Source organism: Nocardia jiangxiensis NBRC 101359 (genome assembly GCF_000308615.1).
Lineage (GTDB): Bacteria > Actinomycetota > Actinomycetes > Mycobacteriales > Mycobacteriaceae > Nocardia > Nocardia jiangxiensis.
The window spans coordinates 62,517-86,871 of record NZ_BAGB01000013.1 but is presented as its reverse complement, the minus strand read 5'-3'; the positions used below and the strand labels follow the sequence as shown (position 1 = coordinate 86,871).

Below are 24,355 nucleotides of genomic sequence, written 5' to 3'. Positions count from 1 at the left end.
TTCGGGTGCAACGGACCTGCGTCGCTTGCCGACCGATTCTCCGGTGCGACTTCAGGATCCGTAGCGCGGCCAGGGGTAGAGGGCCAGGTGCAGCAGCAGGATCACCAGCAAGGCGAGGATGATCGCGGCGATCGGGTGAGCGCGGCGCTCCAGATAGCCGATGGTGCGAAACAGCGTGGGGAACGGTACTTCTCGCGCGAAGAACATCGCCAGCACACTCGGCACGATCACCCACAGCACCGCGATGAGCCCGTAGAGCACGTACGCGCCGGCGTAGGTGCCCGGATGCATGTGCCGGGCGCCGGCCGCGACGACCAACCCGACCACGAGCCCGCCGACGGCCAGCACCAGATACCAGCCCATCCCACCGGATCGCACGGCCTCCGCATCACGGGTGGCCCGCCCGTTGGCTGTGGTCTGCTGTCCCGGCACGATCCGCGGCAGGGACGGATGCGCAAGCAACTGCGGCACCGCGTAATAGCCCAGAACGACGATCACGAACACCACCACCAGACGCACCCAGGAATGCGCCGCCTCGAGATGTCCGATCGTGGCCGAGATGGTCGGCCAATCCCCCACCCCGAACACCGATGCCAGCTCGGGCCCGGCAATGGCCAGCGCTGCCAGACCCCACATCAGATATCCCCAGTACTCCGCCGACCATCCGCGAGTCCCCCGCACATCGGCCACAACCTCGCTCATAGCAATGGTGTACCACAGCATTTGCCTGTCTACGCAGTAACTTTGGCCGCTGCTTCGGTGCAACGGGCGGTAGCCGAAATTCGATCACCGAATCGCGGCCACACCCATTCCGGCGTTCAGTTCCGCGGCGGGACCGTCAGGTCGTACACCTGCACACCGTCGACGGTGACCGCGGTGTAGTGCGCCTGCACCCAGGCGCTGATCCGGCCACCGCTGGTGCTCGGATTCGACGCGGCACTAGACCGTCCGGGCTGGGGCGTCGTGGACGATTCCGCGCTGCCCGGAGGTGTTGTTGTCGTGGTGTCTCGATGAGCGCTCGTGGTGTGCGCACCGGCTTCGTCCGACGTGGTGACCCGCCCGGTGCCGTGCGACTGCGGGCTGGCGTTCATCAGGAAGTAGTGCACATCCCCGTCTGCGACGTACTGCTCGAACTGCGCCAAAGTCGGCGAATCGTCCCGGCCGCTGAAGCCGCCGACAGCCAACAGTGATGCGCCCGTGCGCAATTCGATGGCGCCGACCTGCTGGGAACCGACAGCCGCAGCAGCCCAGCGGTTTTCGGCGTCGGAAAGCATCGCATCCAAGCGTGGCGCACTCCGGGTCGCCGAATCGTGCCCGAATCCATTGCCGCGTACTCGAACCGGTCCGCTGTACGGACTCCCGCCGCTGTGCGGCAACGCCACCGTCTCGACCGCGTAGGCCGCCGGACCGGCCAGTCCCGCGATCACCGCGACGGCCGCGACCACGACGCCGAACCGCCGCAGCCGGGAGATTCCCAGAATCAGCAACGCCGCCATGGCGAATCCGGCGATCACCAGCGTCCACCGCAACGAGGGCAACCATGTCGGCGTCTCGTCGAGGAGATGGAACACCCACAGTCCGGTCGCCGCCGACATCGCACCCAGACCCACCCGCGCCGCGACATGCGCACGCCGCTCCCACAGCAACGTCCCACCGATCGCACCCAGCGCCGCCAGGGCCGGGGTCAACTCGATCGTGTAGTAGGTGTGGAACGAACTGCTCATATAACTGAGCACCAGCCAGGTCCCGACGAGCCAACCGCCCCACAGGATCAACGCCGCGCGGGCCGGATCGATGCGCGGCGCGCGGCGAGTCAGCCACAGCCCGGCCAGCACCCCGATCACCGCCGCGGGCACCAGCCAGGCGAATTCGGTCGCCAGCGAGTCCTGGAACAGCCGCAGCAACCCGGTCTCACCGTGCGCCATCCCCCCGAAATGCGGCGCCTGCGCATGCACCGCCGCGTCCGTGCCATGCGTCGCAGCCGACGCACCATGCGCAGCAGTGGCCGTACCGTGCGTCGCGGCCGTCGCACCTTGTGCTGCGACAGTCGGGGCGTTCGTCGCCACGGCATGCGCACCGGCGGTCGCGCCGTCCGGCCCCGTAACGGCGGCGTGCGCGGATGCGGCCTGATGCTTGTTCTTGTTCCCCAGAACCCGGCCCAGACCGTTGTAGCCCACGGCCAGATCCCACAGGCTGTTGTCGGTGGACCCGCCGATGTAGGGCCGAGCATTCGCCGGCCACACCTGCACCAGCGCCACATACCAGCCCGCGGAGATCAACACCGCCGAACCCGCGGTCACCAATTTCCCGATGCGCGACCAGAATCCGCCCGGCAGCGCCACCAACACCACCAGCGCCAGCCCCGGCAGCACCAGGAACGCCTGCATCATCTTGGCCAGGAATCCGAAGCCGACCGCCACACCCGCCAGCGCCAGCCAGCCGGTACTCGCCGACCACCACCGCGTCCCCGGCGACCGCAACGCCCGCACCACGCAGTAGGCCGCCGCAACGACCAGCAACATCATCAGCGCATCGGGATTGTCGTAGCGGAACATCAACGCCGCCACCGGAGTCAGCGCCAGCCCCGCACCCGCGATCAGCCCGGCGGCATATCCCGCGCACCGCCGCACCGCGCCGTACAGCAGCGCCACCGTCGCGACCCCGATCAACGCCTCCGGCATCAGCATCGACCACGCCGTGAAACCGAACAGCCGCCCCGACAACGCCATCACCCACATCGCGGCGGGCGGTTTGTCGACGGTGATGCCGTTGCCCGGGTCGAGCGAGGCGAACAGCAGCGCCTTCCAATCCTGCGTGCCCGCCTGCACGGATGCGGCGTAGAAGGGGTTGGTCCAGCCCGCCGAACTCAGCCCCCACAGATACAGCACGGCCGTCGCGATCAGCAGTCCGGCCAGACTCGGACGCACCCAGCGCGGCCGGGTGTTCCCGGGATCTCGCCGGAACCGCGTTCCGGATGTACCCACGTACTTCTCGGATACGCTGCCCGCACCCTCGTCGACGCCGGACATCGACACCATGTTCCCGCCTTCCTCCACGGATTCCCCGGTTGTCCGCCAGAGCGTAGAAATGTCGTCTGGCAGGCTCGCTGTGCCGCGGCTGGGAACTTGCTGTGCAGGACGTACGTCCACCTGTTCAGGCCGCCTGCGGTCGCATCATCGGCGGGCGCAGGGCCAGCGCCGGACCGGCCCGGTACAGCTGTGCGGGGCGGCCGCCGTCACGGATGCTGGTCCGCCCGGTCGCCTCCACGAATCCGGCGGTACTGGTCACCTTGCGATGAAAATTGCGCGGATCGATCGCGGTCCCCCACACCACCTCGTACACCCGACGCAGCTCGGCCACGGTGAACTCGCGACCGCAGAACGCGGTGGCCAGCGGGGTGTACTCGAATTCGGCCCGTGCGCGCTCGACCCCGTCGGCCAGGATCCGGTGATGGTCGAAGGCCAGTCGCCCCGGATCGGCCAGAATCTGCTCGGCGGACCAGATCGCCGCCGCGGTGGCATCCCCACCCGCGGCGGGCGCGGGAAGGTTCGGCACCAGCGCGAGATAGGAGGTGCTGATGACCCGGCCCCGCGGATCGCGGCCCGGTTCGCCGTAGGTGGCGAGTTGTTCGAGATGCATCCGGTCCGCGCGGATGCCGGTCTCCTCGCGCAGCAGCCGCACGGCCGCCGCCGAGAGACTCTCGTCGGTCTGCACGAATCCACCCGGCAATGCCCATCTGCCCCGATACGGTGCGTACAACCGCTGCACGAGCAGGGCACACAGGGTGTCGTTGGGCGCGTTGCGCGCGCCCAGAGTGAGCACGACGAGATCGACGGCGACCGCCGCGTTGAGGCGAAAAGCATTGCCCATGACCGAGATTGTAATCGTCACCCTGACGATAACGGTCGGTGCGGCGGAGCTTCCGGTCGAATGATCAGTTCATTGCGACGGGCATGAACGGTGCGTAGTCACGCACATGCCCCTCCACCCAATCCCACAGCGACACCGGATCCACCGCGACTCCGCGCTGCAGGATCAGCCGCCAGCCCTGAGCCTCCTTCTCCCAGACATCTCCGTCACGATCCAGGTAATAGCCCGCCGCACTCGGTTCGGCGGATCCACTGTCGTTAAACACCAGCACATCTCCTGACTGTTGTTCCACCAGGATCTCCGCGGCCTCCCGCCGCCGGTTCCAGCTCTGGCTCATTACAGCGCACCCCTTCGTACGACAACCCCGGAACGCATTCCGAGACACTCTTCCGAACGACTTCGGATCGAATTAATGCCAACCTTCAACTTCGGGATCAACAGCGTATGCCGACATTAACAAAACCTGCCCGCACCTTGGGTTACGTTCGAGATACGGCCCAAGATCGAGAGCAATCGGAAGGTTTGCCGAAGGCAAATGAGTAATGTGCCCGGACGGGCGATATGACCGAATGCCCGTATGACCGGCCGGGGTGACACGACAACAAGCCTCCGGCGATGTTTCAGCCCTTGATTACATGCACAACTCACAGAGATGTAAGTTGATTGAAGAATTACTTTTTCATAAATATTCAGCAACTATACGGCATGCGTCGCGGATATTTCAGGTTCGAATCATCCACCGCGCGTCCCGAACCGCTTCGACGCCCGGACGCGCGACCGGGCGCACCTGCGAGCTCCGAACGCACCCCTTCCAGCGGCGCGTTTGCGTCACCACGCCGAATAGCCATTGACATGGGCGGATGACGCTGGTGCGATAAGGGACAGTTTCGGGGGGTGGCCCGATCCACGGGTATCAGGGGGCCCATCCCGCCACAGAGTCCGGTGTCGGCAGCACGGTGCGCCGGTCACACCGGGTCGGGATGGTTCGGACAGTATCGAAAGGCTGTGCCGCAGATGAGGACAACGTTGCGCGCTCGAATCGCGCTGATGAGCATCGCACTGACGGGGGTGGCGGCGATCGTGGCCGCACCGGCCGTCGCCGCGCCGATCGGGCCCTCGGCAGATCCCGGTATCGAGTCGCCGATCCGGAGCAATACCTCGGCCATTCCGGCGGGCACTGTGATCGAGCCACCGGTGAACTGCGCGCCCGGTCCGCATCGGCCGCATCCGGTGATCGTGCTCCCCGGCGCCGACGGAACCACCGATCAGACTGCGGCGCAATGGAATCCGATGCTCACCGCATTGCGCGCCGACGGCGGCTGCGCCTTCGTGTTCCAGGGCGGCATCATCAAGGGGCAGCGCTGGGCCGGTGATGTGCCCAGCGAAGCGCGGCAGGTCGCCGATTTCGTCTCGAAGGTTCGCAGAGCCACCGGCGCCGACAAGGTCGACATCGTCGCGCATTCGGCGGGCAGCTTCGTCGCCCAGTACTACCTGAAGGTGCTGCACGGGGCGTCTTCGGTCCGGGACGCGGTACTGCTCGCACCCGAATCACGCGGTTGCGACGGCACGGGTCTGCTCGCCCAGTACGGCATCACGAACCCGCCGATGACTCCGGTCCAGGCGGCCGAGGTCGCGCCATATCTGGTGTCCGCGTTGGCGATCAGGTTCCCCGGCATGGCGCCAGCCATGCAGATGTCCCCCACCTCCGAGGTGTACCGGGCGGTCTTCGACGGCACGGTCACCCAGCCCGGTGTGCACTACTCGGTGCTGGCCACCCGCAACGATGGCATCGCCACCCCCGCGGTGACCTGCTCGCTGATCAATGAACCCGGTGTGGTGAACGTCGTGTACGAGAACCGATTCCCCACCGCACCCGCGGTCGATCACTCCACCCTGCGCTCGAGTCCCGACACCACGGCCTGGGTGGTCGAACAGTTGCAGTCGTGAATTCCCGAGCCGGAACATCGAATCCGTCCGCGGTGCGCTCCCCCCACGAACCTCCGCCGGTGCCGCACCTTCCCCGGGACCGGCACCGGCGAAGCATTCGGTGACCCCACCCGCGCCGCCGCGAGCACACCCGGACCACCTCAACCTCCACACTACGCCCCCAACCCGGCCCACGACCCGCGCAGCACCGCCACTCAACTGCCGAAATACCGAACCAGGCATGCCCTTTCCCGTGTCGATCGGCAACCCTTGACTTCAAGCGCTTGAAGTCTGCTTTCCTGCATATATGTCATTGACCATCCAGGACGCCGCCCGGCGTAGCGGGCTGAGCGAACCGACACTGCGCTACTACGAACAGGTCGGGCTGATCGGCCCGGTCGACCGCGATCCCAGCAGCGGGCATCGCCGGTATCGCGAGGAGGACCTCGACGATCTGCAGATCCTGGCCTGTCTGCGGGCCGTCGGCCTGGGCATCGCGGAGATGCGCACCTATCAGGCGAACCGCACCCGGGGCCACGCCGCAGCCGGTGAACAGCGCGATCTGCTGCTCCGCCATGCCGAGCGGATCGAGGCCGAAATCGCGACGCTGCACGTCCACCTCGAATATCTGCAGGCCAAGGCCGCGCTGTGGGATGCCCGCGATCACGGCGACGCCGCCGCGGAAGCCGCGGCGAACGAACGGGTGCAGGGCATGTACCCCCGACTGGAAGCGATGGTGCTGCAATGAACCGAGTTCTGGTGACCGGCGGGACCGGTTATCTCGGCACGCAGTTGATCGCCGCACTGCTGCGCGAGGGTCGGCCGGTCCGCACGACGGTGCGCTCACTCGAGAGCGAGGCCCAGGTGCGCGAGGCGGTGCGGCGCGGCGGCGCGGACGACGGCGACCTCGAGATCGTCACCGCCGGGCTGACCGCGGACGACGGCTGGGCCGAGGCGACAAAGGGCTGCGAGGAGGTTCATCACACCGCCTCACCGATGATCCTGTCGCAGGATCCGGACGAGGTGATCGTCCCCGCGCGCGACGGCGCTCTGCGCGTACTGCGGGCCGCACGGGATTCCGGCGCGCGACGGGTCGTGCTGACCTCGTCGTTCGCGGCGATCGGCTATTCGCCCAAACCAGGCGCGGAGTACACCGAGCAGGATTGGACCGATCCCGATACCCCAGGTCTGGCCCCCTACCCGCGGTCGAAGGCGATCGCCGAGCGCGCCGCGTGGGATTTCCACGAACGCGAGGGCGGCGACACCGAACTGGTCACGGTCAACCCGACGTTCATCCTCGGTCCCGCCCTGATCGCGCAGGTGCGTTCGTCACTGGGTCTGACCAAGGCGATGCTCGACGGGACGATGTCCGCCGCGCCGCGTCAGCGTTTCGGCGTCGCCGACGTCCGCGATGTCGCCGATCTGCACATCCGCGCGATGGCCGCCCCCGAGGCCGCGGGCAAACGCTATCTGGCGCTGGCCGACGGCCCGACGATCAGTTTCCTGGGCATGGCCCGAATCCTGCGCGATCACCTCGGCCCCCTGGCCGCCCGGGTCCCGACCGAGGAGGCTCCTGGCACCGAACCACCGCACCTGATCATCCACAACGGCCGCGCGAAATCCGAACTCCACTGGTCCCCCCGCCCGGCCGAAACCACGATCGTGCAGACCGCCGAAAGCCTCCGCGACCTCGGCCTACTCGACCACCAATAGCAATCAGACCCGGCACCAGCCCATCCACAGGCCGGTGCCGTAGGCGAGGTCGTCGAGGCGTTTGCAGACCAGGTAGCGCAACGGGTCCAGGCCGCCGGGGTCGCGGTGGGTGAACCAGTCGGCGAGGCCGTCGGCGGCGGCCATGGTGAGGGCGAATCGGCGCAGCCGGGCGCTGAACACCATGGCCACCAAGGTGACCGGCCAGTAGTCCCGGCACATCGCCGAGACGATGCGCCACACACCCCCGGAGTAGCCGCGTGCCAGGGCCAGCGCGGCCACCCTGGTCGGATGATCGAGTTCGGCGAAGACCCGGCGTAGCCGCACCAGTGCGGCGGCGAGGGTCACCACCGCGCCCAGCACACTGATTCGGGAGGCGATACCCAGCAGAACCGTCGCCACGACCGCCCACAGCGGAACCGATTGCGGGGCAGCGGTCCCGGGATGCCGGCGTGCCAGCGGAGCAACTCCGGCGCCGTGGGATACCTTGCGGCGGAACCACTGTCCGAACGACACCGGATGATCACAGGCGACGTGTGCGGCCGGTTCGTAGCGCAACCGCCACCCGGCCTGCTCCAACCGGCGGCACAGATCGATCTCGACCGCGGAGAACATCTCCTCGTCGAATCCTCCCTCGGTCAGCACGGCGCGACGCCGCACCAGCAAGGCCGCCCCCGGCACATAGGACACCGCACCGCGCGAACTCACTTCGGCCTCGCGCCGACCCCGATCCAGCGATGAACGGGTCTGCTCGTATCGGCCCAGCACGGTGGCGGCCGGTTCCCGCGCGACGATGCGCGGTGCGACCAATGCCACTTCGGGATCGCTGAAATGTCCGAGCATCACCTCGAGCCATCCGGCCCGGGGCACCACGTTCGAATCCAGGAATGCGACGAATTCGGTGGTGGCCGCGCGCAATCCGGAATTGCGTGCGGCCGCGGGCCCTTGTCGGCGATCGTGCCGCAGCACGGTCACCCGGCATCGGCCGCCGGTGCGCGGAATGGCCACGGGCTTGTCCGAACCGTCGTCCACGATCACCACGCTGTGCCCGCGCAGGGTGCGCAGCAGACGTCCGAGACCGTCGGTGTCGTTGTGCAGCGGCACCACCACGGTCACCTCCTCCGGACGCGGCAGCAGACGCGGGCGCGGATTACCTATCCCGGCATCGAGCAGTCGTCTGGCAACTACGGCGGACTTGGGATCGGTCACCTCGAGGTACCCGTCGCCGATCAGGGCGGCGGCATCCGGCGCGAGTCGCAGCAACCTCGTCGGTGAATCGCCGACGAGGAACCGCCCACCGGAATACGCGCGCACCCTGGGATCGATCCGCACCCCGAACCCGTCGGGCAGTCGCTGATGGCGCATTCCGGAAATGTTATGCGCTGTCAGCCGTTCCGGTGCAGGGTGTCGGAAAAACGGATCGTATTCGGCGTGAACACCCGGGCGCGGGGCCCGATGCCGGCCGCCCTGCGGACTCGCACCGGATCGCGATCAATGGCTATCGTGCCGCAAACGAACTCGCCGACGAACCGGATCGCATTGCGGCATCGAACAGTTCACAACTGGCTAATGCATTCGTGCGCCCGCACGAATGTGCACGGCCGATGAGTGACACACAACCGAACCTCCGCCGGGTCACGCGCTCTAGACTTCGGAGAGAAAGCACGGTGAACAGCTACAGGTCCGCCGAATGAGCGGTCAGGGCCAGTGCGCATGAGCGGACCACCGGCACAGTCTCGAGGTGTTATGGGAGTCGGACGGATGCAGACCAGTGGGGGCCGTAATGCCGGGGGCGCCGCCAATCAGACACTGTCGGAATCGGAGATCGTGGAGGCCGCGCTGCGTGTCGTGCGGCAGGACGGCGTGGAGAAGTTGTCGATGCGGCGGTTGTCCCGCGAACTCGGCGTCTCTCCGATGGCCCCCTACTACTACGTCGCCGACAAACGCGAACTACTCGATCTGGTGGCCACCGCCGCGTTGACCGGTGTGCGTAAACCGACCCGGGAATCGGGTCCGTGGCAGCAGCGCCTGCGCGAACTGGTCGATCAGATCGATGAGAAATTGCGTAAACATCCGGGACTGGGCGATGTGCTCATCGAACAGATGCTCGGCAAACAGTTGGATCTGATCGGCGCTGTGATGGAAATCCTGTCCGATGCCGGGTTCGACGATCGCGCGGTGCTGTCGGCTTATGCGACGATCCATACGTATCTGTTCGGGCGCAGCCGGGTCAATCCGCGCGACCGCGCTGCCCTGGCCGATGCGACATTGCCCGATGCGATGGCCCGTGCGGTCAAGCATATGGGCGACCTTCGCGGCCGATACTCCTACGACTTCGGCATGGACGTACTGATCTCCGGTCTGGAAGCCCAGCTTGTCCGGCGGCAGGAGGGCTGCGTATCATGAAATTAGAACACGTTCTAGTTTGATGTTTTCGCGTGAACGCCCGGCCCGAGAGGACGTTATGACCACCGCCGACCCTCGACCCGACCCCGCTGCACCGCACAGCTCCCGCTCGGTGCTGCTGCGGGTATCCGAGGTCGTCAACGAGACGGCCGACGCCTGTTCGCTGGTTTTCGAGGTGCCCGCGGAGCTGCGTGAGCGGTTCGAGTACCAGCCCGGTCAGTTCCTCACCCTGCGCATCCCCAGCGAGCTGACCGGCTCGGTGGCGCGCTGCTACTCCCTGGCCAGCTCACCGCACACCGACGACGCCCCCAAGGTCACCGTCAAGCGCACGCCCGACGGATACGCCTCGAACTGGGTGTGCGACAACGTCCGCGCCGGGGACACCCTCGAAGTACTGCCGCCCTCGGGCGTGTTCACGCCCAAGGATCTGGACGAGGATCTGCTGCTGTTCGGTGCGGGCAGCGGAATCACGCCGATCATGTCGATCCTCAAATCGGCGCTGGCCGGCGGCAGCGGCCGGATCACCCTGCTCTACGCGAACCGCGACGCGGAATCGGTCATCTTCGCCGATGAACTGCGCGAACTCGCCGACAAACATCCACAGCGCCTGGTGATCGTGCACTGGCTCGAGAACCTGCAGGGCCTGCCGAGCGTGGAGAAGCTGGCGGCGCTCGCCCGGCCCTTCGCCGAGCACCGGGCGTTCATGTGCGGGCCCAAACCGTTCATGGACGGTGTGCACGATGCCCTCGCCCAACTCGGCGTACCGCGCAACCGCACCCATGCCGAGGTCTTCAATTCCCTTGCCGGAGACCCGTTCGCGGACGTCGAACCCGAAGCGGTCAGCGAACAGGAGGCCGCCGACGCCGCCACGGTCGACGTGGAGCTCGACGGCGAGGTGCACAACCTGCAGTGGCCGCGCAGCAAGACCCTGGTCGACATCATGCTGAGCAAGGGCCTGGACGTGCCCTACTCCTGCCAGGAGGGCGAATGCGGCTCCTGCGCCTGCACCGTGCTCGAAGGCAAGGTGGAGATGGACAACTCCGAGATCCTCGACCCGGAGGACATCGAGGCCGGATACATCCTCGGCTGCCAGGCACACCCCGTCACCGACCACCTCAAAATCCAGTTCTGAATTTTCGACCTCCGCTCCGCTCCGGCGTGTTCGCGGCCCCTGAGGCTCGCCGTTCAGCACTCGAGACTCGGGCTTCGCCCATGCGCTTCGAGTGCTGAACGGCGAGCCGGCCGCGAACGGTCGCTCGAAGGCTCGCTCCGTGCGGGTCAGAAAGAGCGCACATCACGAGAATTGCGGTCAAGCGGTAATGACCTCGACGGGGGCGCCCAGGACTCGCCCGGCTTCGAAAGCCGATGCGCTGGTGGGTAGTTCGCCGGGGCGGCCGCTGTTGACGACGGTGACCGCGCCCGACCCGGCGGTGGGGCGGCCGAGCGCGTCCATGCGGCGGAGGGTCTGCACCGCGACGGCCTCGGCGCTGTCGAACAGCCGCACACCGGGCGGCAGCGCGGCCAGGATGGCATCCAGGACCAGCGGGTAGTGGGTGCAGCCCAGGACGACGCCCTCGGTGTCGGGCGGGGTCAGTGCGGCGGCCTTCGCGATAGCCTCCTCGATACCGGCCGGATCGCCGCGATCGATGGAGTCGGCCAGGCCGTGACAGGCCACGCCGGTCACCTCGGCGTCGCCGCCGAAGCGCGCGATCAGATCGGCCTGATAGCGGCTCGCGGTCGTCGCGGCGGTCGCCCACACCGCCACCGCCGCGCAGGCGGCCGCCGCGGGTTTGATCGCAGGAACGGTACCGATCACCGGAACGCCCGGCCCGACCTCGGCGCGCACCTGCTCCAGGGCCGACACGCTGGCGGTGTTGCAGGGCAGCACGATGACCTCCGCGCCCAGCTCGATCGATCGCCGAGTCGCGTTCAGCACCCGATCCACGAGCCAGGACTCGGGTTTCGGGCCCCACGGCGCACCGTCGGGATCCAGTTGCAGCAACAGGTCGAGATCGGGCCGCAGCCTGCGCAACCACGCCCCGGTGGTCAGCAGTCCGAGGCCCGAATCGATCAGCGCGACAATCACACCCGCCACTGTATTGGTGACCGGCGCGCTACCGTGCGCCGCACCCGGCTCGTCCGGCCGGATGAGCCGCGTATTTCAGCCGACCCGTTCCCCGGGACGGGTGTTGGCGGCGAGTTCGGCGCGCATCTTCATCACCTTGCCCGCCTTGCCCGCGCCGACCACGGCCGTGAGCACGCCGTCAGTGAGGTAGTGGGCGAGGAACTTGCGCCCGTCGTCCTCGACGATCCGGATCTCGTCGGCCCCGCGAGTCGAACCCAGGACCTGGATCTTCACCTCGTACTGATCGCTCCACACGTACGGCACCCCGGCCGCGGGGCCCTCGGCCCCCAGCAGCGCGGCGGCCAGCAATTGAGCCTGCTCACCAGCATTGGTCCAGTGCTCCACGCGACGATGCACACCGCCCTGACGCCAGGCCGCGACATCGCCGAGCGCCCAGACGTTCTCGACCGAGGTGCGACCCGTCTCGTCGGCCAGGACACCGCCGCCCGAGGACCGATCGGCCAGCGGGATTCCGGATTCGGTGAGCCAGTCGGTCGCCGGCGCCGAGCCGACGCCGATCACCACCAGATCCGCCTCGACGGTCGACCCGTCCGACAGCCGCGCACCGCGCACCGCGTCGTCGGAGACGACGAGCGATTCCAGACCCACGCCGCAGCGCACATCGACGCCCTCGGCCCGATGCAGCCGCCCGACCAGCGCACCGACCTGCTCGCCCAGCGAGGCGGCCAGCGGCGTCGGCTGCGGTTCCACGAGCACCACCTCGACGCCGCGAGAGCGGAAACTGGCCGTCAGCTCACAGCCGATGAAACCCGCGCCGACGACCAGCGCACGGGACGCGCTGCTCAGCCCGTCGCGCAGACCGGCGGCGTCGGCGTGACTGCGCAGCACGTGCACCCCGGCCGCATCGGGCAGCCCGGGAATCCGCTTGGGACGCAAGCCCGTCGCGATGATCAGATGTTCGTAGTCCAGCGCGTTTCCGTCGGCCAGCAGCAGCCGCCGCGCGACGATGTCCACGCCGGTGGCCGCGACGTCCAGACGCAGCTCGATGTCGTTCTCGGCGAAGAACTCGGCCGGGCGCAGGGTGGTGTCGTCGGTTTCCCCGCGCACGAACTGCTTGGACAGCGGCGGTCGGTCGTACGGCAGTCGGCCCTCGTCGCCGACCAGTACCAGCCCGCCTTCGTATCCGGCGCGTCGAAGCTCCTCCGCGGCGCGCAGGCCGGACAGCCCGGCGCCGATGATCACGATCGGGCGGCCGGTCATCGGGTCACCCCGGACGTGGCGCGGGCTATGCAGATCTCAGGTTTCGAAAGGCGCACATTATCCAACTTATTCTAGAACCTGTTCTAATTTTGCCACTGTGACGACCGCCACGCCCAGGCGCATCGGGTATCGCCACCGAATCGTGCCAGGACAGGTATTGATCGGGCGGTCAATCAGAGTTATACCGGAAATGAACACACATCACCGCCCTGAGGAGGCAAAACATGTTCACCGAATCCCGTGCGCAGGACTTCGTAGCAGTCGTACTCGGTGTCTACACTGCGCTGTCGCCGATATGGGTCGATCACAACGATCGAGCCATGTGGACGTTGATCGTGCTCGGCGTGCTCATCGCCCTGACCGGTCTTGCACAGATGGCGCGTCCGGCGATGTCCGGTCTGGACTACGCCATGGGCGTGCTGGGCGTCCTGCTGTTCATCGCCCCATGGGTCATGAACTACAGCTCCTTCAACGGCGCGGCCTGGACGTCCTGGATCGTCGGCGTACTGACCGTCGTGGTCGCCGTCGCCGCACTTCCGCAAGTCACGGCACGGATGCATACTGCTCACTGATGCAGATGCCCAAACCCCATCGAGCGGGGCGTCGCCGCAGTAAGAAGGTCGACGGCGACGCCCGGCAGCTCATCCTGGATGCCGCCGAAAGTCTTTTCGCGACACACGGATTCGACGCCACCGCGACCGCGGCGATCGCCACGACCGCAGGTGTGCCCAAAGGGCTGGTCTTCTATTACTTCCCGACCAAGGACTCGATCCTGTCGGCGCTGATGGCCGAGCGGATTCCGGCCAACCCGCTCGACGACATCGATGCCGTCGTCTCCCCGGGGGATCCGGCGGGGAGCCTGATCGCCCTGGATGCCGCGCTGAATCTGCGCGATCACCATTCCTCGGTGCTGCGCGTCATCATGTGGCGCGAGGCCGACACCCATCCCGACGTTCGTAAGCAGTTGCGGCGCATGCGCGATCAGCTGCTCGACATCACCGCGCGGGTGCTGCAAGCCAGTGCGCCGGGGCCGGTGCAGCCCGGCACGTTGCGCGCCTGCGCGGGCGCGTGGGTCTCGGCGATGTTGGCCATCGCCACCACCGACCGGCTGCACACCCTGGATGGTCTGAGCCTGCCGACCGCCGACGAGATCCTGAGCATCTCGAAGGTCGTCGCCGCGGGCATGACCCATCTGGGCTGAGCGGTTTCCGCGCTCGGCCGGCGAATCCTCCGGCGTGGCGAAACGGACCGCGAGACGGTGAACTATCCACACCCCCCGAGTTGTCCACATTCGTCCCGAGGCAAGTCCGAAAGGGCTTCGGCGCACCGATGATCGACGCATGGGAACCCCGCAACCGATCTCGCGCCGCGATGCCCTCGCCACCGGGCTGTCGGATTCCGATCTGCGCAGACTGTGCCGGCACGGCCTGTGGCATCGCGTCCGGACCGGGCACTATCTCAGCGCACCGGCCGAGACGCTCAGCGCGGTGGACCGGCATCGAGCGCTGATCCGGGCGACGATCGCCGCAACCACCGATGCCGCGGTGGTGAGCCATGTTTCGGCGTTGGTCGGGCACGATCTGCCGACCTGGCGGATTCGGCTGGACCGCGCCCATCTCACCCGCGCCCGCCGCAACGGCGCGCGGGTCGGCCGCTTGCTCGTGGTGCACGCCGGGCAACTCGCGGCCGACGAGGTCGTCACTGTGGCGGGCATCCGCTACACCACCGCGGCGCGCACGATCCTCGACATCGCCCGCACCGAGGGTTTCGAGCAGGCGGTCGCAGCCGGTGACGCGGCGCTGCATCGCGGCGCGACGACGGCGACGCGGCTGCGCGAACAGTTGCATCGCGCGCGGGCGCGTCCCGGCTACCGACAGGCCGCACAGGTCCTGACCTTCCTCGACGGCCGCAGCTCCGGTGTCGGCGAATCGCGTCTGCGAGTGGCGATGGCCGCGGCCGGACTGCCCGCCCCCGAGGTGAAGGCCCGAATACTCAGTCCCGACAACAGCTTCGTCGCCCGCGTCGACTGTCTGTTCCCCGAACTCGGCGTCGCGGCCGACTTCGATCCGAGGCCGGCGATCGACCCCGACCCCGGCCACCCCGAGGCCGCCGAACGGGCCGCATTCGCCGCCGAACTGCGCGACGACCGGCTGCGCGCGCTCGGCTGGATCCCGGCCCGATGGACCTGGGACGAACTCGACGATCGGGCGGAGATGGCCCGGCGGATCACCGCCGCCGCCGAAGTCGCCGCCCGCCTCACCCGCCACGGGCGGTGGGTTCCCACACCCCGGCTCCGATGATTTCACACCGTCCGTATCTTCCCAGCTACCAAGCGAATCGAGTGCGCCTGTGGATAATTCGACGACCCGCGGGGTCGCATACCACGGATGTGGAGGTAAGAATGGCGATATGACCGACCCCGATTTCGCCAGTTTCGGAGAACCTAATCGTTCGCGCCCGGAGGGGTATCGCCTCACCCATCCGCGCAACGAACCGGCGACGGGATCGACGAATGCGCTCACCGGATTCGATCCGGGTCGAGGCAGCCTGGGCCGTCCGGAGGTCGCCGTGGGCTGGACTCCGGCCGATCCCGCTCCGGAATGGGCCACCGGACGATCGGAATCGCTGATGTCCGCACCCGATTCGGTAGCGATCAGACCCGATATCGGAACATCGATAGCCGGTTCGATGGCCAACGGCGGACGGCAACCCGAGAATTCCTCCGGCACGAACGGCCACCAATTCCCCTCGGCGCCCACGGGTTCCACATTCTCCGCGTTCGACGCACCTGCCGGGGACGATCCGCGCAGCGCGAATCCAGCGCCGGGCACACCCCCGGCCCAATCGCCGCCCCCCGCACCGAATAATCAGCCTCCGACAACCGAATTCAGCGCGCCGACCGCACCGAAGCCGCCGAATCCGGCACTCGATTCCGCTTTCCGCACAGATACCGAACCGTCCGAAAAATCCCCCGGCCTACCTCGGCGAACTCCCGGAGTGCCGCACCAGTTCACCGATTCCGAGGAGTCCGACTACGTCTACAGCCAGCCCATCATGAATTTGCTGGACTCACAATTCGATTCGCCACCACCGGCCCGCCGCAAGTCCGGCAGTTCCGGCAGCCTGACCAACGGTTCGGCATTCACCTCGACCGAATCCGGCCACCTCACCAATAATTCACTGCTGGCTACCGTCGAGCGCGAATCCACCACGCCGCCGAATTCCGCCGAATTCGGCGCCCACCCCGGCGGTCCGGCTGTCCCACCGGCTCCGGCCCCACTCCCCGAACGTTCCGCCTCGACTGCCGGACCGGAAGCGAATTCCACAGCGCCCGATCCGGCGTCGACCGTCAAGGCTTCCAGCGCGCTCCCCGAACGCACGGCCCGCAACCGCACCACGTCCGGACTCACCGCGCCCGACCTCACCGACCCGGTCGAGACCGCCGCTCCGCCTACTCCGGCTGCGCCGCGCACCAGAATGAGCCGCAAAGCCGCCGAGCGCGCCGCAGCAGTCACATCGGATGACGAAACCACAAGCACCGCAGCGACATCCGACTCCATCGCACCCCGCCGCACGACCACCCCGCCACGCATCGCCGCCGAAACACGCCGCACCCCAGCCCAGGACGACGTCACCAAGAACGTCGACGTCCACCTGATCATGCACCTGCTGCTGGCCAGCCACACCCTGGAGAACATCGCCGACAAAGCCGAAGCGGGCGACGTCTCCCTGGAGGAGTTCATCCGCGCCGCCCGCCGCACCCGCACCGCGGCGGTAGACCTGGTCTCGACCTGGTTCGGCGGCGCAGACCAGATGCGTCAATTCGCCGAGGCCCTCCTGGCCGCCTCCGACTCTGCGTGAAACGCCTCCGCAGAACGAAAAAGGGCCGCTCCCCGAGGGGAACGGCCCTTTTCGCGTAGCTCTGCTGAGCGCAGGTCCTACTTGATGATCTTGGTGACGCGACCGGCACCGACGGTGCGGCCACCCTCACGGATCGCGAAACGCAGGCCCTCGTCCATGGCGACCGGCTGGATCAGCTTGACGCTCATCTCGGTGTTGTCACCGGGCATGACCATCTCGGTGCCCTCGGGCAGGGTCACAACGCCCGTCACGTCAGTGGTACGGAAGTAGAACTGCGGACGGTAGTTGTTGAAGAACGGGGTGTGGCGGCCACCCTCGTCCTTCGACAGGATGTAGGCCTGACCCTCGAACTCGGTGTGCGGGGTGGTGGTGCCCGGCTTGATGACGACCTGGCCGCGCTCCACGTCCTCGCGCTTGATGCCACGGATCAGCAGACCGACGTTGTCGCCCGCCTGACCCTGGTCCAGCAGCTTGCGGAACATCTCGACACCGGTGACCGTGGTCTTGGTGGTGGTCGGGCGGATGCCGACGATCTCCACGTCCTCGTTCACGTTGACCACGCCGCGCTCGATACGACCGGTGACGACGGTGCCACGACCGGTGATGGTGAACACGTCCTCGATCGGCATCAGGAACGGCTTGTCGGTCTCACGAACCGGGTCCGGGATCGACTCGTCGACCGCGTCCATCAGCTCGATGATCGACTCGGCCCACTTCTCGTCGCCCTCCAGCGCCTTCAGGCCGGAAACGCGGACGACCGGAGCGTCCTCGTCGAACTCCTGCGAGGCCAGCAGCTCGCGGACCTCCATCTCGACGAGCTCGAGGATCTCCTCGTCGTCGACCATGTCCGACTTGTTCAGCGCGACCAGGATGTAGGGCACGCCGACCTGACGGGCGAGCAGCACGTGCTCACGAGTCTGCGGCATCGGGCCGTCGGTGGCGGCCACGACCAGGATGGCGCCGTCCATCTGCGCCGCACCGGTGATCATGTTCTTGATGTAGTCGGCGTGACCCGGGGCATCCACGTGTGCGTAGTGCCGCTTCTCGGTCTGGTACTCGACGTGGGAGATGTTGATCGTGATACCACGAGCCTTCTCCTCCGGAGCCTTGTCGATCTGATCGAACGCAAAGCTCTGGTTCAGGTCCGGGTACTTGTCGTGCAGAACCTTGGTGATAGCCGCCGTCAGCGTGGTCTTGCCGTGGTCGACGTGACCGATGGTGCCGATGTTGACGTGCGGCTTCGTCCGCTCGAACTTCGCCTTCGCCACTGTGGTGTCCTCCTGGACTTGTTGGTGCGTGCAGTTGCAGCAGTGCGGTTTTTCGGATCGTCCCCGCGGGGCGGAGACGGGGTCGTGCTGACGTCCGGACTACTCGCCGGTCGCCTTGGCGATGATCTCCTTCGACACGTTGGCCGGAACCTCCGCGTACGAGTTGAACACCATCGAGAAGTTCGCTCGGCCCTGGGTCTTGGACCGCAGGTCACCGATGTAACCGAACATCTCCGAGAGCGGAACCAGCGCCTTGACGACACGGGCACCACTGCGTTCCTCCATGGCCTGAATCTGACCACGGCGGGAGTTGAGGTCACCGATCACATCGCCCATGTACTCCTCGGGCGTGGTGACCTCGACGGCCATCAGCGGCTCGAGGATCACCGGACCGGCCTTGCGCGCGGCCTCCTTGAGCGCCTGCGCACCGGCGATCTTGAACGCCATTTCCGAGGAGTCGACCTCGTGGTAGGCGCCGTCGAGCAGGCTCGCCTTCACATTGACCAGCGGGTAACCAGCGAGGACACCGTACTGCATGGCGTCCTGGATACCGGCGTCCACCGAAGGGATGTACTCCCTCGGCACGCGGCCACCGGTGACCTTGTTCTGGAACTCGTAGGTCGCACCGTCCTCGCCGGTGAACGGCTCGAGGGCGATGATGACGCGAGCGAACTGACCCGAGCCACCCGTCTGCTTCTTGTGGGTGTACTCGTGCTTCTCGACCGGCTTGGTGATGGTCTCACGGTAGGCCACCTGGGGCTTACCGATGTTGGCCTCGACCTTGAACTCGCGCTTCATCCGGTCGACGTAGATGTCGAGCTGCAGCTCGCCCATGCCGCCGATGACGGTCTGGCCGGTCTCCTGGTCCAGCTCGACGTTGAAGGTGGGGTCCTCCTCCGCGAACTTCTGGATGGCGGTGCCCAGCTTCTCCTGGTCGGCCTTGGTCTTGGGCTCGATGGCCACCTTGATGACCGGGTCCGGGAAGGTCATCGACTCGAGCACGATCTGGTTCTGCGGATCGCACAGGGTGTCACCGGTGGTGGTGTCCTTCAGGCCGATGACCGCGTAGATGTGGCCGGCCTGGGCCTCATCGATCGGCTGCTCCTTGTTGGAGTGCATCTGGAACAGCTTGCCCAGACGCTCCTTCTTGCCCTTGGTCGAGTTGATGACCTGGGCGCCGGAGGCGACCTTGCCCGAGTAGACGCGCACGTAGGTCAGCTTGCCGAAGAACGGGTGCGTGGCAACCTTGAACGCCAGGGCCGCGAACGGCTCGGTGACGTCGGCGTTGCGGTGCAGGACCTCGTCCTCCTTGCCGGGGACGATGCCGTCGGTGCCACCGTCGTCCAGCGGGGTGGGCAGGTAGTCGATGACGGCGTCGAGCATGGGCTGCACGCCCTTGTTCTTGAACGCCGAACCGCACAGCACCGGGTAGAGCTCGGAGTTGACGGTCATCTTGCGGATGGCGCCCTTGATCTCCTCGACCGAGAGCTCCTCGCCGCCGAAGAACTTCTCCAGCAGGGTCTCATCGGACTCCGCGACGGTCTCGAGCAGCTCCTGGCGGTACTGCTCGGCGCGCTCGGCCAGGTCGGCCGGGATCTCGATGGTCTCGTAGGACTCACCGAGCTTGGTCTCGCCCTTCCAGACCTTCGCGTTCATCTCGACCAGGTCGACGATGCCCTCGAAGTCGTTCTCCGCGCCGATCGGCAGCTGGATGACCAGTGGCTTGGCACCGAGGCGATCCTTGATCGTCTGCACGGTGAAGTAGAAGTCCGCGCCCAGCTTGTCCATCTTGTTGACGAAGCAGATGCGCGGGACGTCGTACTTGTCTGCCTGCCGCCAGACCTGCTCGGACTGCGGCTCAACGCCCTCTTTACCGTCGAAAACGGCGACCGCACCGTCGAGCACGCGCAGCGAGCGCTCCACCTCGACCGTGAAGTCGACGTGTCCGGGCGTGTCGATGATGTTGATCTGGTTGTCTTTCCAGAAGCAGGTCGTCGCGGCCGACGTGATCGTGATGCCGCGCTCCTGTTCCTGAGCCATCCAGTCCATCGTGGCCGCGCCGTCGTGGACCTCACCGATCTTGTAGGTGATACCGGTGTAGAAGAGAATGCGTTCGGTTGTCGTGGTCTTACCGGCATCGATGTGGGCCATGATGCCGATGTTGCGGACCTTGTGGAGGTCGGTGAGCACGTCCTGTGCCACGGAAATCTTCCCCGCTCTGCTTGTAGCGATCAGCTAGTTGGGATTTTCGGGAACAACCCGGCGGTGAGCCGGGAAATTCGACTCTGTCGGGGGTTCTGTCTGTACAACGCCGGACGCGGCGCGCGAGTGCCGCGCCCGGCTGCGACCAACCCTCCCGGCACCGTCAGCGGCGGGCCGGGTGGTGGATCACCAGCGATAGTGCGCGAAGGCCCGGTTGGACTCGGCCATCTTGTGGGTGTCCTCGCGACGCTTCACCGAAGCGCCCAGGCCGTTGCTGGCATCGAGGAGCTCGTTGGCCAGACGCTCGACCATGGTCTTCTCACGACGGGCGCGGGAGTAGTTCACCAGCCAGCGCAGCGCCAGGGTGTTGGCGCGGCCCGGACGAACCTCGACGGGCACCTGGTAGGTGGCGCCACCGACGCGACGGGGCTTGACCTCGAGAGCCGGCTTGACGTTGTCCAGCGCACGCTTGAGGGTGACGACCGGGTCCGTGCCGGTCTTGTCGCGAGCCTGCTCCAGCGCGCCGTAGACGATGCGCTCGGCGGTGGACTTCTTGCCGTCCAGCAGGATCTTGTTGACCAGCTGAGTGACCAGCGGCGACCCGTAGACCGGATCGTTGATCAGCGGACGCTTGGGTGCGGGGCCCTTGCGTGGCATATCAGCTCTTCTCCTTCTTGGCGCCGTAACGGCTGCGGGCCTGCTTGCGGTTCTTCACACCCTGGGTGTCGAGCGAGCCGCGAATGATCTTGTAGCGCACACCGGGAAGGTCCTTCACACGACCGCCGCGGACGAGCACCATCGAGTGCTCCTGCAGGTTGTGGCCCTCACCGGGGATGTAGGCCGTGACCTCGACCGCGCTGGTCAGGCGAACACGCGCGACCTTGCGCAGCGCGGAGTTCGGCTTCTTCGGGGTCGTGGTGTACACGCGGGTGCACACGCCACGACGCTGCGGGCTCCCCTTCAGGGCCGCAGTCTTGGTCTTGGCGACCTTGTCGCGGCGACCCTTGCGGACCAGCTGGTTGATGGTTGGCATAGACCGGCTTTCCTCGTTAGTTACCAGGTGTCTGGAACTTCATGTGTCTGTTGTCGAGCCTTCACCCGCTCGCCCGGATCGCGTCACTCGCGTCCCGAGGTCGGGCGTGTCGCGCGCAGATCAGGGCCCGATTTTCGGGCATGTCTGAACGTTCGGCCGCTTTCGCTGGCTTACGTCCTGCACACAAACTTGCCCGCACGCTCCGGGCACAGCGATCCACGATACTCGTCGGCGCGGCGCGGGGCAAAAAGGGGTCCCCCCGGGGACCGCCCGGCAGGCCCGGATCGGAACCTCATCGAGCCAGATTCACCGTCAACTCGACCAGCTTCTGCGCGGCGGTGCACGGATCGCCGTGACCACCCGGGTGGTAGTTGACCCACCAGCCGACGATCCCGGTGTCGGCGGCCGGGGTCATCACTCCGCACGAGTCGTTGTCGTTGGGACGATGGATCTGCAGCGAGCGGCGGCCCTGCACGTTCACATTGGTGGAGCTGTAGCCGAGTTTGTCGTTCGTCGTCTTCTCGTTGGTCAGCGATCCCATCTCGTACCAGTTCAGCGTGACCATGCCGTCGCCGCTGGGCGTGCCGGCCAGACTCCACATGCACACCGCGCCGTTGAACGAACCCTGCGCGTCCTGCGCGCCGGTCGTCTTCACGATGTCGTCCTTCTTCACCACATCGCATTCGCGCAGCAGTTTGTCGAAGTTCGTGTTGATGCCGCCACCGCCGCCGGCCGGTTGGGCCGTACCGGAGACGGTCTTGCCGCATCCGCCGACCGACACACCCACGACCACCGCGAGCGTGGCGACGAGAACGGACCGAGCCTTCATGGAGCTCCTCATTTCAATCGCTGCACGGTCAGCTCGGCGAGCTTGCGGTTCTTGTCACACGGAGTGGCGTTGGCCGTCCCGAAAAGGCCGCTGGAGGTGGACCATTCGAAGAAGTCGTCACCGAGCTGCACCGCCAGATCGCAGATGCTGCCGTCCGGGGTGGCGTCCTGGAAGCCGGCATGTCCGCCCACATCGATGGTCTCGGGATTACGGCCCTGCGCGGTCACCCACGCCTTCTCCCGGCCCAGCGGGCTGCCCCGATAGGAGGCGAATGTGACGCTCGCACCGTCCAATCCGGTCGCCTGCCAGTTGCAGCCGACCGAATTCTTGTACTCCGCCGAGATCTGACCGAGCCCGCCGATATCGCGCACCTCGTCGTCGGTGACACCGCCGCACTCCCCGACGAACGGCCCCAGTGCGGCCACCTTCATCGGCGGCCGCATCGACGAGGTGTCGCTGGTGGAGTCGCCCCCCGATCCGCAAGCCGTCAACAGTGCCGCGATGGCAGTCCCCGTGACGATTGCCGACGTCATCCTCCGCATGCGCCGAAGTGTAGTAGTTGATGCCGTCCGGCTGCCGGGTCAGAGGTTTCCGCGGGCGTCCTGCTCGCGTTCGATGGCTTCGAACAGGGCTTTGAAGTTGCCTTTGCCGAAGCCGAGTGAGCCGTGCCGCTCGATGAGTTCGAAGAAGACGGTGGGGCGATCGGTGAGCGGACGGCAGAAGATCTGCAGCAGATAGCCGTCCTCGTCGCGATCGACCAGGATGCCGCGCGACTGCAATTCTTCGACCGGTACCCGCACGTGTCCGATCCGGGCGCGCAGTTCGGGATCGGAGTAGTAGGCGTCGGGGGTGTCGAGGAATTCCACGCCCTCGCGGCGCAGGATGTCGACCGTGCCGAGGATGTCCGCGGTGGCCAACGCGATGTGCTGGACGCCCGGTCCGCGATAGAACTCGAGGTATTCGTCGATCTGGGATCGCTTGCGGCCCAGGGCGGGTTCGTTCAGCGGGAATTTCACCCGATGGTTGCCGCTCGCGACGACCTTGCTCATCAGCGCCGAATAGTTCGTGGCGATGTCGTCGCCGACGAATTCGGCCATGTTCGTGAAACCCATGACGCGGCGGTAGTAGTCGACCCACCGATCCATCTGGCCCAGCTCGACATTGCCGACCACGTGATCCACCGCCTGGAACAACCGGACCGGGGCGTCGTGCCGGGGTACGAAGGCGGATTCGCGGGCGATGTATCCGGGCAGATACGGACCCGCGTAGCGGGAACGATCGACCAGCGTGTGCCGGGTCTCGCCGTAGGCGGCCAGCGTCGCCGAGCGGACGGTGCCGAATTCGTCGGTGTCCTCGTGCGGTTCGACCAGCACCTCCGCGCCCTGCGACCGCGCCCACTCGACGCAGCGGTCCACATCGGGCACCTCGAGCGCGACGTCGATGATCCCGTCGCCGTGTCGATCGTGGTGCGCGACCAGCGGACTGTCCGGATCCACCGCGCCGGTCACCACGAAACGCGCACTGCCGCTGCGCAGGACGAAGCCCTTGTGATCGCGCACGCCGGTCTCGGGACCGCAGTACGCCTCGAGCCGCATCCCGAACGCGGACTGCAGATAGTGCGCGAACTGGGTGGCGTTGCCGACCACCCACACCAGTGCGTCCCAGCCGGTGACCGGGAACGGATCGCGTGCGGAGTCGTGTTCGACCAGGCCGATCAGCTGAATGTCCGACGGCTCCTCGCGGGTGATCGCCGGCGCGGTTTCGGTAGTCATTCCCCTAGGTAATCGCCCGTCCCCGATCTAGGCAATATCATGGAAATTCGGTAGACATGATGGCGAATTACGCCACCGAAACACCGTCCATGCTGGACAATCTGTCTAGAACAACGGATCGAAGTGGAGACT

23 protein-coding genes are annotated in these 24,355 nt (G+C 66.8%); 9 read left to right on the top strand and 14 right to left on the bottom strand.

Annotated features, from left to right (window positions below; translation table 11 throughout):
* Positions 1–51: 51 nt before the first annotated feature.
* The 4 genes from ON40_RS05030 to ON40_RS05015 form a co-directional block, all read right to left on the bottom strand.
* Entirely contained in the window at positions 52–702 is a 651-nt protein-coding gene (locus ON40_RS05030) for a hypothetical protein (protein ID WP_157186198.1), read from the bottom strand.
* 116 nt (positions 703–818) lie between these two features.
* Positions 819–3,029: a glycosyltransferase family 39 protein gene (locus ON40_RS05025; protein ID WP_083895442.1), complete on the bottom strand. Its 2,211-nt coding sequence runs from the start codon at positions 3,027–3,029 to the stop codon at positions 819–821.
* A 124-nt stretch (positions 3,030–3,153) separates the two neighbouring features.
* A complete protein-coding gene (locus tag ON40_RS05020) occupies positions 3,154–3,870 on the bottom strand; it encodes an NUDIX hydrolase (protein ID WP_040818973.1) in 717 nt (238 codons plus the stop codon).
* Positions 3,871–3,934: 64 nt separating this feature from the next.
* Complete coding sequence (locus ON40_RS05015; protein WP_040818970.1) at positions 3,935–4,207, bottom strand: hypothetical protein; 273 nt, start codon at positions 4,205–4,207, stop codon at positions 3,935–3,937.
* A gap of 710 nt (positions 4,208–4,917) precedes the next feature.
* Here ON40_RS05015 and ON40_RS05010 point away from each other — a divergent pair.
* The 3 genes from ON40_RS05010 to ON40_RS05000 all read left to right on the top strand — a co-directional run bounded on the left by ON40_RS05010 (position 4,918) and on the right by ON40_RS05000 (position 7,509).
* Positions 4,918–5,817, top strand: a complete 900-nt coding sequence (locus ON40_RS05010) for a lipase family alpha/beta hydrolase (protein ID WP_169541825.1) — start codon at positions 4,918–4,920, stop codon at positions 5,815–5,817.
* A 286-nt stretch (positions 5,818–6,103) separates the two neighbouring features.
* Positions 6,104–6,544: a MerR family transcriptional regulator gene (locus ON40_RS05005; RefSeq protein ID WP_040818965.1), complete on the top strand. Its 441-nt coding sequence runs from the start codon at positions 6,104–6,106 to the stop codon at positions 6,542–6,544.
* Positions 6,541–7,509 (top strand): NAD-dependent epimerase/dehydratase family protein, encoded by a 969-nt coding sequence (locus ON40_RS05000; RefSeq protein ID WP_040818962.1) that lies wholly within the window; start codon positions 6,541–6,543, stop codon positions 7,507–7,509. The genes ON40_RS05005 and ON40_RS05000 overlap by 4 nt, the downstream gene beginning before the upstream one ends.
* A gap of 3 nt (positions 7,510–7,512) precedes the next feature.
* Here the strand turns inward: ON40_RS05000 and mftF are convergent, their stop codons facing one another.
* On the bottom strand, positions 7,513–8,871 hold the full coding sequence (gene mftF, locus ON40_RS04995) for a mycofactocin biosynthesis glycosyltransferase MftF (RefSeq protein WP_051192699.1): 1,359 nt from the start codon (positions 8,869–8,871) through the stop codon (positions 7,513–7,515).
* 396 nt (positions 8,872–9,267) lie between these two features.
* Here mftF and mftR2 point away from each other — a divergent pair, with 396 nt between their 5' ends.
* The gene (mftR2, locus tag ON40_RS04990) at positions 9,268–9,912 is read left to right on the top strand and encodes a mycofactocin system transcriptional regulator MftR2 (RefSeq protein WP_051192698.1); all 645 of its coding nucleotides are present in this window, start codon (positions 9,268–9,270) and stop codon (positions 9,910–9,912) included.
* A gap of 58 nt (positions 9,913–9,970) precedes the next feature.
* Complete coding sequence (locus ON40_RS04985; RefSeq protein ID WP_040818958.1) at positions 9,971–11,044, top strand: ferredoxin--NADP reductase; 1,074 nt, start codon at positions 9,971–9,973, stop codon at positions 11,042–11,044.
* A 177-nt stretch (positions 11,045–11,221) separates the two neighbouring features.
* On the opposite strand, the gene ON40_RS04980 is transcribed toward ON40_RS04985, so the two are convergent.
* Complete coding sequence (locus tag ON40_RS04980) at positions 11,222–11,998, bottom strand: glutamate racemase (protein WP_040819442.1); 777 nt, start codon at positions 11,996–11,998, stop codon at positions 11,222–11,224.
* Positions 11,999–12,073: 75 nt separating this feature from the next.
* Positions 12,074–13,258 (bottom strand): NAD(P)/FAD-dependent oxidoreductase, encoded by a 1,185-nt coding sequence (locus ON40_RS04975; RefSeq protein WP_040818955.1) that lies wholly within the window; start codon positions 13,256–13,258, stop codon positions 12,074–12,076.
* Positions 13,259–13,482: 224 nt separating this feature from the next.
* Between ON40_RS04975 and ON40_RS04970 the strand changes: the two genes are divergently transcribed.
* The 4 genes from ON40_RS04970 (at position 13,483) to ON40_RS04955 (ending at position 17,119) form a co-directional block, all read left to right on the top strand.
* Positions 13,483–13,830 (top strand): SPW repeat domain-containing protein, encoded by a 348-nt coding sequence (locus tag ON40_RS04970; protein WP_040818952.1) that lies wholly within the window; start codon positions 13,483–13,485, stop codon positions 13,828–13,830.
* Complete coding sequence (locus ON40_RS04965) at positions 13,830–14,459, top strand: TetR/AcrR family transcriptional regulator (protein ID WP_085997646.1); 630 nt, start codon at positions 13,830–13,832, stop codon at positions 14,457–14,459. Before ON40_RS04970 ends, ON40_RS04965 begins: the two co-directional genes overlap by 1 nt.
* Positions 14,460–14,598: 139 nt before the next feature.
* On the top strand, positions 14,599–15,558 hold the full coding sequence (locus tag ON40_RS04960) for a type IV toxin-antitoxin system AbiEi family antitoxin domain-containing protein (protein WP_040818949.1): 960 nt from the start codon (positions 14,599–14,601) through the stop codon (positions 15,556–15,558).
* Positions 15,559–15,667: 109 nt separating this feature from the next.
* Positions 15,668–17,119 (top strand): hypothetical protein, encoded by a 1,452-nt coding sequence (locus ON40_RS04955; protein WP_040818946.1) that lies wholly within the window; start codon positions 15,668–15,670, stop codon positions 17,117–17,119.
* 77 nt (positions 17,120–17,196) lie between these two features.
* Here ON40_RS04955 and tuf read toward each other — a convergent pair whose 3' ends face one another.
* The 7 genes from tuf to hppD form a co-directional block, all read right to left on the bottom strand.
* Positions 17,197–18,387 (bottom strand): elongation factor Tu, encoded by a 1,191-nt coding sequence (gene tuf / locus ON40_RS04950; protein WP_040818943.1) that lies wholly within the window; start codon positions 18,385–18,387, stop codon positions 17,197–17,199.
* A 99-nt stretch (positions 18,388–18,486) separates the two neighbouring features.
* Positions 18,487–20,589 (bottom strand): elongation factor G, encoded by a 2,103-nt coding sequence (fusA, locus tag ON40_RS04945; protein WP_040818940.1) that lies wholly within the window; start codon positions 20,587–20,589, stop codon positions 18,487–18,489.
* Between the two features lie 186 nt (positions 20,590–20,775).
* Positions 20,776–21,246, bottom strand: a complete 471-nt coding sequence (rpsG, locus tag ON40_RS04940) for a 30S ribosomal protein S7 (RefSeq protein ID WP_040818938.1) — start codon at positions 21,244–21,246, stop codon at positions 20,776–20,778.
* Between the two features lies 1 nt (position 21,247).
* Positions 21,248–21,622, bottom strand: coding sequence for a 30S ribosomal protein S12 (rpsL, locus tag ON40_RS04935; RefSeq protein WP_014353064.1), 375 nt, complete (start codon positions 21,620–21,622; stop codon positions 21,248–21,250).
* 292 nt (positions 21,623–21,914) lie between these two features.
* Positions 21,915–22,451, bottom strand: a complete 537-nt coding sequence (locus ON40_RS04930) for a DUF3558 domain-containing protein (RefSeq protein ID WP_040818936.1) — start codon at positions 22,449–22,451, stop codon at positions 21,915–21,917.
* Between the two features lie 8 nt (positions 22,452–22,459).
* Complete coding sequence (locus tag ON40_RS04925; protein ID WP_040818935.1) at positions 22,460–22,993, bottom strand: DUF3558 domain-containing protein; 534 nt, start codon at positions 22,991–22,993, stop codon at positions 22,460–22,462.
* A 39-nt stretch (positions 22,994–23,032) separates the two neighbouring features.
* Positions 23,033–24,223, bottom strand: coding sequence for a 4-hydroxyphenylpyruvate dioxygenase (hppD, locus tag ON40_RS04920; RefSeq protein WP_040818933.1), 1,191 nt, complete (start codon positions 24,221–24,223; stop codon positions 23,033–23,035).
* Positions 24,224–24,355: the final 132 nt, after the last annotated feature.